Here is a 14,725-nt window from a genome sequence, read left to right on the forward strand (position 1 = left end):
GCTCATTCCGCCGGCCCGGGCGCCAGCACTTCGCGGCTGCCGTTGATGCCCATCGCCGACACGAGTCCCGCGGTTTCCATCTGCTCCACGAGCCGCGCCGCGCGGTTATAGCCGATGCGCAACTGCCGCTGCACCGACGAGATCGACGCGCGCCGCGTGCGCACCACGAAGGCGACCGCTTCGTCGTAGAGCGGATCGGCTTCCGCATCCGGCGACTCGCCGAACAGGTCTTGCGCCGCGCCGCCGTCGGTGGCCGGGCCGTCGAGAATGCCTTCCTCGTACTGCGGCTCGCCGAACTGCTTCAGATACTCGACGATCCGATGCACTTCCTCGTCGGCGACGAACGCGCCGTGCACCCGTTGCGGATAGCCCGTGCCGGGCGGCAGGAACAGCATGTCGCCCTGGCCGAGCAGCGACTCGGCGCCCATCTGATCGAGAATCGTGCGCGAGTCGATCTTCGACGACACCTGGAACGCCACGCGCGTCGGAATGTTCGCCTTGATGAGGCCGGTGATCACATCCACCGAAGGACGCTGCGTGGCCAGAATCAGGTGGATGCCGGCGGCGCGCGCCTTCTGCGCGAGGCGCGCGATCAGCTCTTCGATCTTCTTGCCGGCGACCATCATCAGGTCGGCGAGCTCGTCGATCACGACCACGATCAGCGGCAGCGGCGCGAGCGGCTCGGGCGCTTCCGGTGTCAGCGAGAACGGGTTGCCGAGCTTCTTGCCCTTGGCTTCGGTGTCGCGGATTTTCTGGTTGAAGCCGGCCAGGTTGCGCACGCCGACCGCGGACATCAGCCGATAGCGCTTTTCCATTTCGCCGACACACCAGTTGAGCGCGTTGGCCGCCAGCTTCATGTCGGTAACGACGGGCGCGAGCAGATGCGGAATGCCTTCGTAGACCGACAACTCCAGCATCTTCGGATCGATCATGATGAGGCGGACTTCTTCCGGCGTCGCCTTGTAGAGCAGCGAGCAGATCATCGCGTTGATCGCCACCGACTTGCCCGAACCGGTCGTGCCGGCGACCAGCATGTGCGGCGCCTTCGCCAGATCGGCGACGACCGGATGGCCGGTGATGTCCTTGCCCATGGCGAGCGTCAACTGCGAATGCGAGTTCTGATAGACGCTCGCTTCGAGGATTTCGGAGAGGCGGATCGTTTGGCGCTTGGCGTTCGGCAATTCGAGGCCCATGCAGGTCTTGCCGGGGATCGTCTCGACCACGCGGATCGACGTGAGGCCGAGGCCGCGCGACAGATCCTTCATCAGGCCGACGATCTGACTGCCGCGCACGCCGAGCGCCGGCTCGACTTCGAAGCGCGTGATGACCGGGCCGGCCGATGCGCCGACGACGGTCACCGGCACCTTGAATTCCTGCAGACGCTGTTCGATCAGCAGACCGGTTTCGATGAGCTTGTCTTCGGAGACCGGTTCGACGTCGATGTCCGCGGGCGCGAGCAGGTCGAGCGTGGGCAATTCGACCATCGATGCCGCGGGCGCGCGGAACTCGAAGCCGTTGGCGGGGCTGTGGCCGCGCAGGGGAGGGCGGGGTTGGACGGCGGGTTCGGCGGGCTCTGTGGGCTCGGTTGCCTGTGCTGCCTGTGTTGCCTCTGCGGATGGGCCCGCGCTTGTGAATGGCGCCGCGAGTGGTGCCGATGTTGCCGGCGCGAGCGGCGGTATGGCGGCTTCGTTCGGACGTTCTTCAACGGCGAAAGATTCATGGTCAGCGACATCAGATGCCACGGGCGCAGTCTGAACCGCGAAGCCCGGAAAGCGAACCACGTTTGACGCTTGCGGCACGAGGCTCTGCGGTGGCACCGCGGCGGGCAGGTTCGACGCGTGCGCGTTCGCCGGCGAGTCTGAGGTCTGTGGTGTAATGCTTTGCGGCGCCACTGCGGTGGTTGGGTTCGCCGCGTGCGCGGTGCCCGATGTCTCCGAGACGTGCGGCGCGACATGCTGCGGCGGCATTGCGGCGGTGATGTTTGCAGCGTGCGCGGCGGTCGGCGAGTCCGATGCTTCAGGTACGTCCGACAGGGCAGGGGAATCCGCCGTTTCCGTTTCGACGGGCGTGGCGGCGTCAAGCGTCACGCCGGTTCCGCCCGACACAACGACGTGACTGACAGCCGGCACACTCGATGACGAAGCGGCGTGTTGCGCCAGTACCGCATCGAGTTCAGCTTCCCAAGGCGCGAGTGTTTTATCGATCACGACTTCAGCAGCCGACGCAGGCGCGGCGTGTTGCGGCTCGACAAACGGTGTGGCTTTTTTCACTTGTTCGGCAGTTGCCGGCGCAGTGGTGTGCTCGGCGACGCGCGGTGCGATAGCTTCCGAATGGTGCGCAGGCTGGCTGAGCGTCTGTGCCGCTTCAACGCTCGTGCTCGCGTGATGGTGGGCGTGAGTTGTCGATACGGTCGGATCGTCTTCGAACGGCGGTTCATCTTCGTGCGCTTCGCTTGCTTGCAACTGCGCAGCGAAAACCTGGAACGGCGTCGGCGTGGCGACCGGCGGCACATATCGCGATGCCGGCGAAGGCGAAGGCGAAGGCGAAGGCGAAGGCGAAGGTGCAGGTGCAGGCGAAGGTGCAGCAATCGGCGCGTGCTCAACCACTGGCGCAGGCGCAGGCGCAGGCGCAGGCACTGGCGCAGACGCAGACGTCGGCGCTGGCATAGCAACTGGCGCGTGCTCAACCACCGGCGCCGCCGTCAACGGCGGCTGAATAATTGGCGGCTCGCTCGGCCACTGCACGACGGGCTCGTGGCTGACTTCGGGCGGCACCTCGAACGCGGCTTCCACGCGCGGCGCATCGGCCGGCGCGTGTATCGCGTGATCGATCGGCGCGCTGTCCGCAACTTCAAGCGAAGGACGATGCGCATCCGGCGGCAAAGCCGGTTCAGCCGAATCCGTCCGCGGCACATCGACAATCGACCGCTCAGGCTCGAACGAAGGCGCTGCGTCCGGCGCACCCGTCATCTTCGCGTTTTCCGAGCCGGTGCTGCGCGCGAGGCTCACGCCCGCGATATCGGTCCAGCGTGCGGCGTTTTCCGCGATGCTGCGAAGGGTCTCCTGCACGCTGGCAGGCGGCGTGACTTTCTGCGTCTGCGGTATCGGACGCGTGTAGCTTGGCGCCAGCCGGCTCGATGCCGGCGTCGGCGCGACGTCGTTCGAACGCGGGGCAGGCGAGAAAGCTTGCCGGGGCGCCGGCGTGCGATTGACGGAAGCCGCCGAGGCCGTGCCTTGGGCCATCGTCGAAGGACGGCCCGCGCCGGTCGCTGCGGTTCCAACTGAACCTGCGGTGGAATGAAAACCCGCGCTGTCCGACACGGCCCGCGCCGTCGCTGACGCGTGCACCGCTGCCTGAGTTACCTTGGCCGCAGCGCCCGCAGCGCCCGCAGCGCCCGCAGCACCCGCAGCACCCGCAGCAAAAGCGCCGCCGGCCGTTAACCCCGCGCCGGCACCCGCCAATCCCACGGGCCGTTGCTCGCCGGCCGAACGACGTCCAACCTGCGACGCGCCAACGCGAGCGGAAGCACCGGAAGCACCAGACACCCCCGACCCACCTGCCGAACCTGAGACAGACCCCGCCACCGAACCCACCCCCGCCACACCCGCCCGCGACCCAGACTCGCGCAACCAACCAGCCGGCGCAACCGGCTCAGCCGGCATCCACGCAGCCTTGTCCGCTTTGAGTGGCTGCGTCTGCATCGGCACATGCCGCGGCGGCGTCGTCGCGGTGCCCGTGCGCAGTACCGGCTCGGCCTGCTTCGCCTGGCTGCGTGGCGTTGTCGTGCCCGCGCGCCAGTTCGGCGCAGCGGCACGCGCCGCTGCATCCTTGCCCGCCGCGCTTGCCGCAGCGCCAGCCGCAGCCGCGTCGCGTCCACGCGCCGGCGGACGCCAGACCGTTGGGCGCGCATAACGACCATTGGCCTTCGGCGCCATCGTATTGGTGGCCGGAGAAACATGCGATGGCAAACCATCGTCGACGCTGCGATGACGGCGCGCTTCCTCGTCGCGTTTGGCGAGGCCGTGCGACAGGCCGAGGCCGAACGCACCGTCGGCCCAGGCGGCGAAATCGCGCCAGCGGAAATCGATCAGCCACGGCAGGCTGATGAAAAGCAGCGCGAGCGCCGCCAAGGGCGTGCCGATATGCCCAAGCAGATGGCCGAAGCCCGCAGCCAGCGCATGGCCGAAGCCATTCACGCCGGCCACGGCGATCAGCGACGCCTCGAGTGTGCAGCTCGCCACCAGCACGCAGACGAAGCCGAGCCACAGCCGGATCGTGCCGGGGCCGCGCAGACCCGCGCCGCCCGGCAGAGCCGACTTCACGAGACGCCACAAAAGAGGAATGAACCAGACGGCTGACCCGCCGAACCAGCCGAAAACTACCGTGTGCATACTAGACATCGACGAATGACGGACGCGCAAAAACGCAATCCGTCGAGTTTAACCGGCGAAGCCCGATGCTTCGAAGGCAGACGCAAGTATGCTTGCGTCCAATTGGAAAACAGACCGGCGCGCGGCCTGCCGTCGGTGAAAAACAACGGCTGTCGGGACAGCCTTCACCGGTCATTCGGACCGTCCGGATCGCGGCGCCGCTGTGCGCAGCCCGCTTCGCTCATCAGCGCGCCAGGGCATCGACGGGACGATCCGCGACGCGTTCATTTCGTGCCGCTGTCGAAGGTCAGCGTGTCGCCGTTGTCGAGCACCAGTTGCATCTGCTGCGGCGCGCGCATCTGCACGCCGGTGCGGTCGATGTGCGTGAGCGCATTGAGATACGCGCCTTCGATCTGTCCGCCCGGCGTCATGCAGGCCATGCGCGTGCCGCCCAGCGTGCCGAAGCTCAGCTTGCCGTCTTTCAGCGCGTACGAGCCCATGTAACGGTTGCAGCCGGAGAAGCCGCTGGCGTGGCGCTGGCCGGTCGAGGTGGAGAGCGTCAGCGTGATCGGCGCGCCCTGGCCCGCGGTCGGGATCGCGCGCACCGTGCCGTCGGCCTGTTTCCAGGCGCTCAGCACCCAACTGGTGTCGTCGAGCAATTGCGCGGCGGCGGGATTGAATGGATCGGGCGCGGCGGCTTGCTCGTCGGGATGTTTCGGGATCGCACAGGCGCTCAACAGCGCGGCGACGCTCAACGCGGCAATGGCGGTGCGCAGATACGGGGTGAAGCGCGCAACACGTCGCGCGGAGGAGCTTTGGAGCATGGCGTCGTTCCTCTTCAAACTGGCGAAGGCGTAAGGGTAACGCACTAAGCTCGCCGCACGCGAGAGCAACGGCACGCGAAAACGCCGATTCGGAGCGCCGCGGCGCCCTTGCGCGCCGCCTTCGTGGCACGCCGTTGCCCTGCACGCGCAAATCATGTGCGGTCGCCGCGAGCAAGGCGCGGCGAGGGGCCCGCATGTTAACATCGTGCTCTATCCAATCCCACCCTCATCCGACTTTTATCTGGAGACCTCATGCAGATCGGCCAACGGATCGGCACGCCCCTTTCTGAATCCGCCACGCGCGTCATGCTGCTCGGCGCCGGCGAGCTCGGCAAGGAAGTGATCATCGCGCTGCAGCGGCTGGGCGTCGAAGTGATCGCCGTCGACCGTTATCCGAATGCGCCGGGTCACCAGGTAGCGCACCGCGCGCACGTGATCGACATGACCGACCATGCCGCGCTGCGCGCGCTGGTCGAACAGGAGCGGCCGCATCTGATCGTCCCCGAGATCGAAGCGATCGCCACCGACGCGCTCGCCGCCATCGAAAGCGACGGTCTCGCCGAAGTGATCCCGACCGCGCGCGCCACGCAGCTCACCATGAACCGCGAAGGCATCCGCCGTCTCGCCGCTGAGGAACTCGGCTTGCCGACCTCGCCGTACGCCTTCGCCGATTCGCTCGACGAACTGCGCGCGGGCATCGCCAAGGTCGGCTATCCGTGCGTCGTGAAGCCGGTCATGTCGTCGTCGGGCAAGGGGCAGTCGGTGCTGCGCAGCGACGCCGACGTCGAAGCCGCATGGCAATACGCGCTGGCCGGCGGCCGCGTGAATCACGGCCGCGTGATCGTCGAAGGTTTTATCGACTTCGAATACGAAATTACGCAATTGACCGTGCGCGCCATCGACCCGGCGAGCGGCGAGGTCAGCACGTATTTCTGCGACCCGATCGGCCACGTGCAGGTGGCGGGCGACTATGTCGAATCGTGGCAGCCGCAGCCCATGAGCCCGCTCGCGCTGGAACGTTCGCGCGAGGTCGCGCACAAGGTGACGGCCGCGCTGGGAGGCCGGGGCCTCTTCGGCGTGGAACTTTTCGTGCGCGGCGATGACGTATGGTTTTCGGAAGTGAGTCCGCGTCCGCACGACACGGGTCTCGTCACGCTGTGCTCGCAGCGCTTTTCGGAATTCGAATTGCACGCGCGCGCGATCCTCGGTTTGCCGGTGGATACGTCGTTGCGGGCGCCGGGTGCGTCGGCGGTGATTTATGGCGGGCTCGACGAAGCCGGCATTGCCTTCGAAGGCGTGGCCGCGGCGTTGGCGGTGCCGAACGCGGACCTGCGTCTGTTCGGCAAGCCGGAGAGTTTCGCCAAGCGCCGCATGGGCGTCGCGCTCGCCACCGGCGAGAACACCGACGAAGCCCGCTCGCGCGCGAAGCAGGCCGCGGCGGCAGTGCGGCCGGTGTCGGCGAAGTAAGTGACGGCGCGGCGCACCGCGAATCGCGGTAGCCGAAGCGATTCGCCGTGCGCCGTCCAACCCGCGTGTCCGGCGCCATCGCCGCGCGCGCAATCTGAGTGCTTGGGCTCGTCGAGCCTACCGGAGTAGAGGTACGTATGGCGCTGGAAATTCGCAACACCACGCGGCGCGGTTGGACCGGCCGCCTCGGCGCACTCGGCGTGCTGCTCGCGCTGTGCGCCGGGCTGACGGGATGCGGCCTCGCGGCTGCGCCGTGCCGGGTCGCGTCGGCAGGCTTGAAGATCGTGCCGCTGGTCGGACATGTCGCCGCCGCGCCGACCGACGCGTGCGCCGACGTGATCGATCCATAACCGATCCTTCGCCGGTCGTTTAGCCGCAGTTCCAGGCGCAATGTGCGCCGCGTCACCCGTGTTTGATTGGTAGCAACGATCGAGGCATCTCATGAAGAAATGGCTTGTTGCAGTCACCACGGCGGCGGGTCTCGCGGCGCTTTGCGGCGAGACGTGGGCCGCGCCGTTGCAGTTCTCCGAGATTCAGACCAAAAACCGTCAGACGCACAAATACACCTGCGCGACCGGCAAGATCCTGCACGTCACTTACTGGAACACGGCGAACGGTCAAAGCTTCGCGCTCGTGCCGGTGAAGGGCAAGCAACTGCTGTTCGTCAACACGCTCTCGGCGTCCGGCGCGAAATATCAGGCCGGCAGCTACACGTGGTGGACCAAGGGCCCGCGCGCCGACCTGTATGACGCCATGGCCGGCGAAAACGCGCCGCCCATGCTCTCCGACTGCATCACCATCAATCGCTGAGCGCGAAGCGGCGGCTTTCCTTTCCCATGCCGCCGCTTCGTCTTTCGACCCCTGCCTTGCGCTTCGCAGCATTGTCCGCCAGCGCACGCCGTTTCCATTCGAGTAGTAAGCTGTCCCGCATGGCATTGCCGCCGTGCCGCCGCGTCTTGCCATCGTAGTCATGCCGGGTGCTGCCGGCGTGGCCGTCGTCGTTTTCGATCGTCCGTTTCCGGGCCCCAGCGATGGGGTCACGGCCCGCGTCCGTATCATCAAGCGAGACCCTCAATGAAAGCATCGGACCTGTTCGTCAAATCGCTGGAAGCCGAAGGTGTCGAGTACGTGTTCGGTATTCCCGGTGAAGAAAATCTCGATCTGCTCGAATCGCTGCGCCGCTCGAAAATCCGTCTGATCCTCACGCGTCACGAACAGGCGGCCGGCTTCATGGCCGCCACGTACGGCCGGCTCACCGGGCGCACGGGAGTGTGTCTGGCCACCCTCGGGCCGGGCGCGACCAACTTCGTGACCGCCGCGGCGTATGCGCAACTCGGCGGCATGCCGATGCTGATGGTCACCGGGCAAAAGCCGATCAAGTCGAGCAAGCAGGGCCATTTCCAGATCGTCGACGTGGTGCGCATGATGGAGCCGCTCACCAAGTACACGCGCCAGATCGTCTCGATCGCCAATATCCCGGCGATGGTGCGCGAGGCGGTTCGTCAGGCGGAAGAGGAGCGGCCGGGCGCCACGCACCTCGAATTGCCCGAAGACGTCGCCCATGAAGAAGGCGACGGCAAGCCGATTCCGAAGAGCTATAGCCGCCGTCCCGTGGCCGAGGAAAAAGCCGTGGCGCGCGCGGTCGAGGCGATCACCAGCGCGAAGCATCCGTTATTGATGATCGGCGCGGGCGGCAATCGCAAGACCACCACCAAAATGCTGCGCGAATTCGTCGACCAGATCGGCATTCCGTTCTTCACGACGCAGATGGGCAAGGGCGTGATCGACGAATCGCATCCCATGTGGCTCGGCAATGCGACGCTCTCCGACGGCGACTTCGTGCACCGCGCGATCGATCACGCGGACTGCATCATCAACGTCGGTCACGACGTGATCGAGAAGCCGCCGTTTTTCATGCGCAGCGGCGATGCCGGCGAGAAAACGGTGATTCACGTCAACTTTCTCGGCGCGGAAGTGGATACCGTGTATTTCCCGCAGATCGAAGTGGTCGGCGATATCGCCAACGCGGTGTGGCAACTCAAGGAAAGCCTCAAGGAGCGGCAGGAGCATTGGGACTTCACGCGCTTCAAGGAGATCAAGGAGCACTTCGAGGCGCATCTGGCCAAAGGCCAGCACGACGACCGCTTTCCCATGTATCCGGTGCGCGTCGTCAACGACGTGTACGAGACCACGCCGGTGGACGGCATCGTGTGTCTGGACAACGGCATGTACAAGATCTGGTTCGCCCGCTACTACCGCGCGCACGAACCGAATTCGCTGCTGCTCGACAACGCGCTGGCGTCGATGGGCGCGGGCTTGCCGTCCGCGATCGCCACCAAGATCGTGCACCCGGACCGCAAGGTGATGGCCGTGTGCGGCGACGGCGGCTTCATGATGAATTCGCAGGAACTGGAAACGGCGGTGCGTCTGAAGCTGGATCTGGTGATCCTGATCGTGCGCGACGACGCCTTCGGCATGATCCGCTGGAAGCAGGAAAACATGAACTTCCCGGACTACGGCATGACGCTGAGCAATCCGGATTTCGTCGCGTATGCCGAGAGCTACGGGGCGAAGGGGCATCGCATCGAAACGGCGGGGGAGTTCGCGCCGTTGCTGCGCGAATGTTTCGCGACACCCGGCGTGCATGTGATCGATCTGCCGATCGACTATTCAGACAACGAGCGCGTGCTGAATCGCGAAATCAAGCGGCTTTCGGCGCAACTGTGAACTGTCAGGCATTGCATCAAGGAGACGCGTCATGTTGCAAAAGACTTACCCGTACTACCTGGCGAACGTTGCGGTGGCCGCCAACACCGATCTCGAAGTCACCGATAAATTCAGCGGCGAAGTCGCCACCCGCGTCGCGATGGCCGACGCCGCCGCGATCGACAAAGCGATCGGTTACGCCGTCGACGCCATGCCCGCTTTGCGCGCCTTTCCCCCGTTCAAGCGCCAGGCGGTGCTCGAACATTGCGTGAAGCGCTTTCGCGAGCGCTACGACGAACTGGCGCTAGCGCTGTGCATCGAAGCCGGCAAGCCGATCAACGACTCGAAAGGCGAGGTCACGCGCCTGATCGATACGTTCAAGGTGGCGGCGGAGGAGTCGGTGCGCATCGACGGCGAGATCGTCAATCTGGAGATCTCGCCGCGCGCCAAGGGCTATCACGGCTATGTGAAGCGTGTGCCGATCGGCCCGTGTTCGTTTATTTCGCCGTTCAATTTTCCGCTGAACCTGACCGCGCACAAGGTCGCGCCGGCCATTGCGGCGGGCGTGCCGTTCGTGTTGAAGCCGGCTAGCCGCACGCCGGTCGGCGCGCTCATCATGGGCGAGATTCTGGCGGAAACCGATTTGCCGAAAGGCGCATTCTCGATTCTGCCCGCGCATCGCGACGGCGCCGATCTGTTTACCACCGACGAGCGGTTCAAATTGCTGTCCTTCACCGGCTCGCCCGCGGTGGGCTGGGACTTGAAAAAGAAAGCCGGCAAGAAAAAGGTGATTCTGGAGTTGGGCGGCAACGCGGCCGCGATTGTCGACGGCGACCAGGGTGAGAAGCTCGACTATGTGGTCGACCGGCTCGCGTTCGGCGCGTTCTATCAGTCGGGGCAGAGCTGTATCGGCGTGCAGCGGATTCTGGTTCACACGAAAATCTACGATGCGCTGCGCGAGAAGCTGATCGCGAAGACGAAGTCGCTGGTGATGGGCGATCCGAAAGACGAAAAGACCTTCGTCGGGCCGATGATCTCCGAATCGGAGTCCAAGCGCCTCGCCGGCTGGATGGAAAGCGCGGTGCAGGCGGGCGCGAAAATCGTCGCGGGCGGCAAGGTCGATGGCGCGATGTTCGAGGCCACGCTGCTCGAAGGCGTGAAGCGGGACACGGATCTGTATCGCAAGGAAGCCTTCGGTCCGGTGGCGATTCTGGAGCGCTTCGACGATTTCGGCGCGGCGCTTGCAACCGTCAACGACAGCGACTTCGGCCTGCAAGCGGGCGTGTTCACCGATTCGCTCGCGCATGCGCATCGCGCGTGGGACGAACTCGACGTGGGCGGCGTGGTGATCAACGACGTCCCGTCGTTCCGGGTCGACAACATGCCCTATGGCGGCGTGAAGGATTCGGGGCTGGGGCGCGAAGGCGTGCGCTACGCAATCGAGGACATGACTGAACTGCGCCTGATGGTGATGCGCGAGACGTGGTGAGACGCGCTGTCACGCAACTGTCGTCTCCACGAACTACGCTGCGAGCGAGGCGCGCCGGTGCTTTGCCGCCATTCGCCGGCGGGTGCGCCGCCTGCCGGCACCCGGCTTTCGCGAGCGTAAGCAGAAAGCCGGCGCATGCGCCATGAGTGTTTTTGCTGAAGTGCTACAATACCGGCCTTTCCGGCGGGTGTTTCCGCCGGCCGGAGCCGGCCGCAATTTTCCCGCCGTACCGACAGTACCAACGGGTCCCGTGCGGAACGCCGTGGCTCCGCCTTCATCACAATGCCCTCTGCGGTTCCGACCGCTGCCGCGCGCACGCGCGAAGCGCATTTTTAGCGAAAGCCACCATGTCCGACACAGCCGTCACGCCCAGTACTGCGACTTTTGATCAATTCGGCCTCGCGCCCGACATTCTGAAAGCCGTCAAAGAGTCGGGCTACACCATCCCCACGCCGATCCAGGAGCAGGCGATCCCTGTCGTGCTGGCCGGCCGTGACATGATGGGTGCCGCGCAAACCGGCACCGGCAAGACCGCGAGCTTCTCGCTGCCTATCATCCAGCGTTTGCTGCCGCAGGCCAGCACGAGCGCTTCGCCCGCCCGCCATCCGGTGCGCGCGCTGATTCTCACGCCGACCCGCGAACTGGCCGACCAGGTCGCCGCGAACGTGCAGGCGTATGCGAAACACACCGCGCTGCGCAGCGCGGTGGTGTTCGGCGGTGTGGATATGAATCCGCAATCCGAGCAACTGCGCCGCGGCGTCGAGATTCTGATCGCCACGCCGGGCCGTCTGCTCGATCACGTGCAACAGAAAACGGCCAATCTCGGCCAGGTGCAGATCCTCGTGCTCGACGAAGCCGACCGGATGCTCGACATGGGCTTCCTGCCGGATCTGCAGCGCATCCTGAACCTGCTGCCGAAAGAACGTCAAACACTGCTGTTCTCAGCCACGTTCTCGGGCGAAATCAAGAAGCTAGCCGCCACGTACCTGCGCAACCCGCAGACCATCGAAGTCGCGCGCAGCAACTCGACCGCGACCAATGTGACGCAGGTCGTGTACGAAGTCGCCGAGGGCGACAAGACCGGCGCCGTGGTGCAACTGATTCGCGAACGCGGTCTCAAGCAGGTGATCGTGTTCTGCAACAGCAAGATCGGCGCGAGCCGTCTGGCGCGCAGCCTCGAGCGCGACGGCGTGATCGCGACCGCGATTCACGGCGACCGCACGCAGAATGAGCGGATGCAGGCGCTCGACGCGTTCAAGCGCGGCGAGATCGAAGCGCTGGTGGCGACGGACGTCGCCGCGCGTGGCCTGGACATCGCCGAACTGCCGGCGGTGATCAACTTCGACCTGCCGTTCAATGCGGAAGACTACGTGCACCGGATCGGCCGTACCGGCCGCGCGGGTGCTTCGGGCGATGCGTTGTCGCTGTGCAGCCCGAACGAGCGCAAGCAGTTGGCCGATATCGAGAAGCTGATCAAGCGTCCGCTGGACGTGCAACGCCTGACGGTGGAAGCACCGGTGCGGCATCATCATGAAGAACGCGCGCCGCGTCGCGAGCGCAGCAGCGAAGGCCGCGAGGATCGCGGCGGCCGTCGTCGCACGGGGGCGTCGTCGTCGGGTTCGTACGACCGGCCGCATCATCATCGCGCGCAGCCCGTGGATGATTTCTTCCTGAAGCCTTATGAGCCGTCGCCTTCTTCGGTTCGGAAGATCGAGGAGGCTGCTGCTTCGGCTGCGCCGCAGAAGTCGGCGTCCAAGCAGCCGCTGGCAGCGCTGCTGGGCGGGTTTGGGATGCCGAGGAAGTCGTCCTCGTCTACCTGATTGGTAGTTCGCTGACGCGGCTCGGTTTATCTCAAGGGACCGGGCTACGCCGCAAGCGGGGCGCCGCTTGAAGCGCAGCAAGATTTGGGGCGCTTCGAAAACTCACGCCGCACCGCACCTTGTACCGCATACCACGCACCGCGCCGGTTGCCGCAGCCGGTTTGCGCAATGCCGGCCGCGCACGGCGATCTTGCTTTCAAACGCGAATCGCGTTCACGCTGCTGCTAACCCATCCGTTTTGCCCATGCCACCGTGGCGGCAGCATAAAAGCCGTCTAGCGTCGTATGGGCCGCAGCGTTTTCCAGATCGAGCCCGAGGTGCCGTGCCGCCGCGCACAGCGCTTCGAGCGGCTTGTCACTGTCCAGTGCTGTGGCTCCGTTCTGCTTGCTGAGTTTTTCGCCCTCTTCATTCGTGACGACGGGCACATGCAGATATGCAGGTGTCGGCACGCCCAGGCAGCGCTGCAAATAGATCTGCCTCGCCGTTGAATCCATTAAATCCGCGCCGCGCACGATGTGCGTGATGCCCGCGTCCGCGTCGTCGACGACCACCGCCAGTTGATACGCCCATTGGTCGTCCGCACGCTTCAGCACGAAGTCGCCGACCTCTGTGGCCAGATTCTGCGTCTGCTTGCCTTGCCAGCGGTCTTCGAACGTGATGATCGCACTGTCGCCGTCGGGCACGCGCAGGCGCCATGCGCGCGCCGGTTTGCCGTGCAGGCCGTCGCGACAGGTGCCCGGATAGGCGAGGGTCGTATTGCGTGTGCGCGCGTTGAGCAGCGAGTCGGCGATTTCCTTGCGCGTGCAGCCGCACGGATAAATCACGCCGTTCGCTTTCAATTGCTCCAGCGCTTCCTGATAACTCACCATCCGCGTGCTTTGCCAGACAGGCGGTTCGTCCGCGTGCATGCCGAAGCGTTCGAGCGTGGCGAGGATGTCTTCCGCGGCGCCGGGCACGGTGCGCGGGCCGTCGATGTCTTCAACGCGAACGAGCCATGCGCCGCGATGCGCGCGCGCGTCCAGCCAGCTCGCGAGCGCGCTGACCAGCGAACCGAAATGCAATGGCCCGGTGGGCGAGGGCGCGAAACGTCCGCGGTAGGTCATGGCCGAGTGGTGGCGTGGTGCGCCGCCACCATCACGCGGCGCGCGCCGCCTTGCTGTCCGGATGGCATTCCGGACACGTCTTGCCCGCCACGTAAAGCGGCGATTCTTGCGCTTCCGGCGGGACCACCGCGCGGCAGCCGAAGCATTGCGTGGTCTTGCTAGGCTCGAGTTGCGGATTGAGCGCGGTGCGGTAGTCGAACACGAAGCAGTCGCCGTGATAATGCGCGCCGCCCACTTCCTCGAAGTACTTCAGAATGCCGCCCTCGAGCTGGTACACGTTCTCGATGCCGACTTCCTTCATGTGGATCGCGGCCTTCTCGCAACGAATCCCGCCCGTGCAGAACGACACCACCGTCTTGCCTTCCAGGTCGGCGCGATTTTGCTCGATTACCTCGGGAAACTCGCTGAATTTCGTAATGCGGTAGTCGAGCGCGTTGTCGAACGTGCCGACGTCGACTTCGAACGCATTGCGCGTGTCGAGCATTACGACCGGGCGGCCCTGGTCGTCGTGACCGCGGTCCAGCCAGTGTTTCAGCGTAGGCGCGTCGACGAACGGCGCGCGGCCGAGCTCCGGCCGAATGGCCGGTTTTTTCATCGTGATGATCTCGCGCTTGAGTTTGACCAGCATGCGGGTGAACGGCTGCTTGTCCGACAGGCTTTCCTTGAACTGCAGATCCACGAACTTGCCTTCGAACAGCGGGTCGTGGCGGATGTAGCGGATGAACGCGTCGGTGTTTTCGCGCGTGCCGGCGACGAACAGATTGATGCCTTCCGGCGCGAGCAGAATGGTGCCCTTCAAGCCAAGCGCGTTGCAACGTTCCGTGACGAACGGGCGCCATGCGGCGGTGTCTTCGATAGTCGCGAAATGATACGAAGAGAGATTGACGATACTCATGAGTGTCCAGCGGTAAGAAGTGACCGGCCTCGCGGAAAACGGGGGCGCATT

General features: G+C 65.3%; 11 protein-coding genes. 6 read left to right on the plus strand and 5 right to left on the minus strand.

Annotated elements, in window-relative coordinates:
- Nucleotides 1–2 precede the first annotated feature (2 nt).
- Entirely contained in the window at nt 3–4,391 is a 4,389-nt protein-coding gene (locus PQR54_RS32135; protein WP_408252811.1) for a DNA translocase FtsK, read from the minus strand.
- A 263-nt stretch (nt 4,392–4,654) separates the two neighbouring features.
- Nucleotides 4,655–5,194, minus strand: coding sequence for an META domain-containing protein (locus tag PQR54_RS32140; RefSeq protein ID WP_408252813.1), 540 nt, complete (start codon nt 5,192–5,194; stop codon nt 4,655–4,657).
- Between the two features lie 252 nt (nt 5,195–5,446).
- Here PQR54_RS32140 and purT point away from each other — a divergent pair, with 252 nt between their 5' ends.
- From purT to PQR54_RS32155, 3 genes are all read left to right on the plus strand, one after another.
- Nucleotides 5,447–6,661, plus strand: a complete 1,215-nt coding sequence (gene purT, locus PQR54_RS32145) for a formate-dependent phosphoribosylglycinamide formyltransferase (protein WP_408252815.1) — start codon at nt 5,447–5,449, stop codon at nt 6,659–6,661.
- A 137-nt stretch (nt 6,662–6,798) separates the two neighbouring features.
- Nucleotides 6,799–7,011, plus strand: a complete 213-nt coding sequence (locus PQR54_RS32150) for a DUF6726 family protein (RefSeq protein ID WP_116119374.1) — start codon at nt 6,799–6,801, stop codon at nt 7,009–7,011.
- Nucleotides 7,012–7,102: 91 nt separating this feature from the next.
- Entirely contained in the window at nt 7,103–7,471 is a 369-nt protein-coding gene (locus tag PQR54_RS32155; protein WP_408252817.1) for an MliC family protein, read from the plus strand.
- Here PQR54_RS32155 and PQR54_RS32160 read toward each other — a convergent pair.
- On the minus strand, nt 7,461–7,745 hold the full coding sequence (locus PQR54_RS32160) for a hypothetical protein (RefSeq protein WP_408252819.1): 285 nt from the start codon (nt 7,743–7,745) through the stop codon (nt 7,461–7,463). The two genes, PQR54_RS32155 and PQR54_RS32160, sit on opposite strands and share 11 nt — an antisense overlap.
- Between PQR54_RS32160 and PQR54_RS32165 the strand changes: the two genes are divergently transcribed.
- The 3 genes from PQR54_RS32165 (at nt 7,736) to PQR54_RS32175 (ending at nt 12,676) form a co-directional block, all read left to right on the plus strand.
- Entirely contained in the window at nt 7,736–9,388 is a 1,653-nt protein-coding gene (locus PQR54_RS32165) for an acetolactate synthase large subunit (RefSeq protein WP_106280237.1), read from the plus strand. The two genes, PQR54_RS32160 and PQR54_RS32165, sit on opposite strands and share 10 nt — an antisense overlap.
- Before the next feature lie 31 nt (nt 9,389–9,419).
- Nucleotides 9,420–10,856 carry an aldehyde dehydrogenase family protein gene (locus PQR54_RS32170; protein WP_408252821.1) on the plus strand — a complete coding sequence of 479 codons (1,437 nt, stop codon included), beginning with the start codon at nt 9,420–9,422 and terminating at the stop codon, nt 10,854–10,856.
- A gap of 347 nt (nt 10,857–11,203) precedes the next feature.
- Nucleotides 11,204–12,676 carry a DEAD/DEAH box helicase gene (locus PQR54_RS32175; protein WP_408252823.1) on the plus strand — a complete coding sequence of 491 codons (1,473 nt, stop codon included), beginning with the start codon at nt 11,204–11,206 and terminating at the stop codon, nt 12,674–12,676.
- Between the two features lie 224 nt (nt 12,677–12,900).
- Here the strand turns inward: PQR54_RS32175 and gluQRS are convergent, their stop codons facing one another.
- Both gluQRS and PQR54_RS32185 read right to left on the minus strand, forming a co-directional pair.
- The gene (gluQRS, locus tag PQR54_RS32180; RefSeq protein ID WP_408252825.1) at nt 12,901–13,779 is read right to left on the minus strand and encodes a tRNA glutamyl-Q(34) synthetase GluQRS; all 879 of its coding nucleotides are present in this window, start codon (nt 13,777–13,779) and stop codon (nt 12,901–12,903) included.
- 31 nt (nt 13,780–13,810) lie between these two features.
- Entirely contained in the window at nt 13,811–14,674 is an 864-nt protein-coding gene (locus PQR54_RS32185) for a sulfurtransferase (RefSeq protein WP_408252827.1), read from the minus strand.
- Nucleotides 14,675–14,725: the final 51 nt, after the last annotated feature.

Source organism: Paraburkholderia phytofirmans (genome assembly GCF_046028095.1).
Taxonomy (GTDB): Bacteria; Pseudomonadota; Gammaproteobacteria; order Burkholderiales; family Burkholderiaceae; genus Paraburkholderia; species Paraburkholderia phytofirmans_A.

Bases quoted from the DNA above. Each gene is read 5' to 3' on its own strand.
- PQR54_RS32135 (WP_408252811.1), bottom strand. From the start codon at position 4,391: ATGCACACGGTAGTTTTCGGCTGGTTCGGCGGGTCAGCCGTCTGGTTC.
- PQR54_RS32140 (WP_408252813.1), bottom strand. From the start codon at position 5,194: ATGCTCCAAAGCTCCTCCGCGCGACGTGTTGCGCGCTTCACCCCGTAT.
- purT (WP_408252815.1), top strand. From the start codon at position 5,447: ATGCAGATCGGCCAACGGATCGGCACGCCCCTTTCTGAATCCGCCACG.
- PQR54_RS32150 (WP_116119374.1), top strand. From the start codon at position 6,799: ATGGCGCTGGAAATTCGCAACACCACGCGGCGCGGTTGGACCGGCCGC.
- PQR54_RS32155 (WP_408252817.1), top strand. From the start codon at position 7,103: ATGAAGAAATGGCTTGTTGCAGTCACCACGGCGGCGGGTCTCGCGGCG.
- PQR54_RS32165 (WP_106280237.1), top strand. From the start codon at position 7,736: ATGAAAGCATCGGACCTGTTCGTCAAATCGCTGGAAGCCGAAGGTGTC.
- PQR54_RS32160 (WP_408252819.1), bottom strand. From the start codon at position 7,745: ATGCTTTCATTGAGGGTCTCGCTTGATGATACGGACGCGGGCCGTGAC.
- PQR54_RS32170 (WP_408252821.1), top strand. From the start codon at position 9,420: ATGTTGCAAAAGACTTACCCGTACTACCTGGCGAACGTTGCGGTGGCC.
- PQR54_RS32175 (WP_408252823.1), top strand. From the start codon at position 11,204: ATGTCCGACACAGCCGTCACGCCCAGTACTGCGACTTTTGATCAATTC.
- gluQRS (WP_408252825.1), bottom strand. From the start codon at position 13,779: ATGACCTACCGCGGACGTTTCGCGCCCTCGCCCACCGGGCCATTGCAT.
- PQR54_RS32185 (WP_408252827.1), bottom strand. From the start codon at position 14,674: ATGAGTATCGTCAATCTCTCTTCGTATCATTTCGCGACTATCGAAGAC.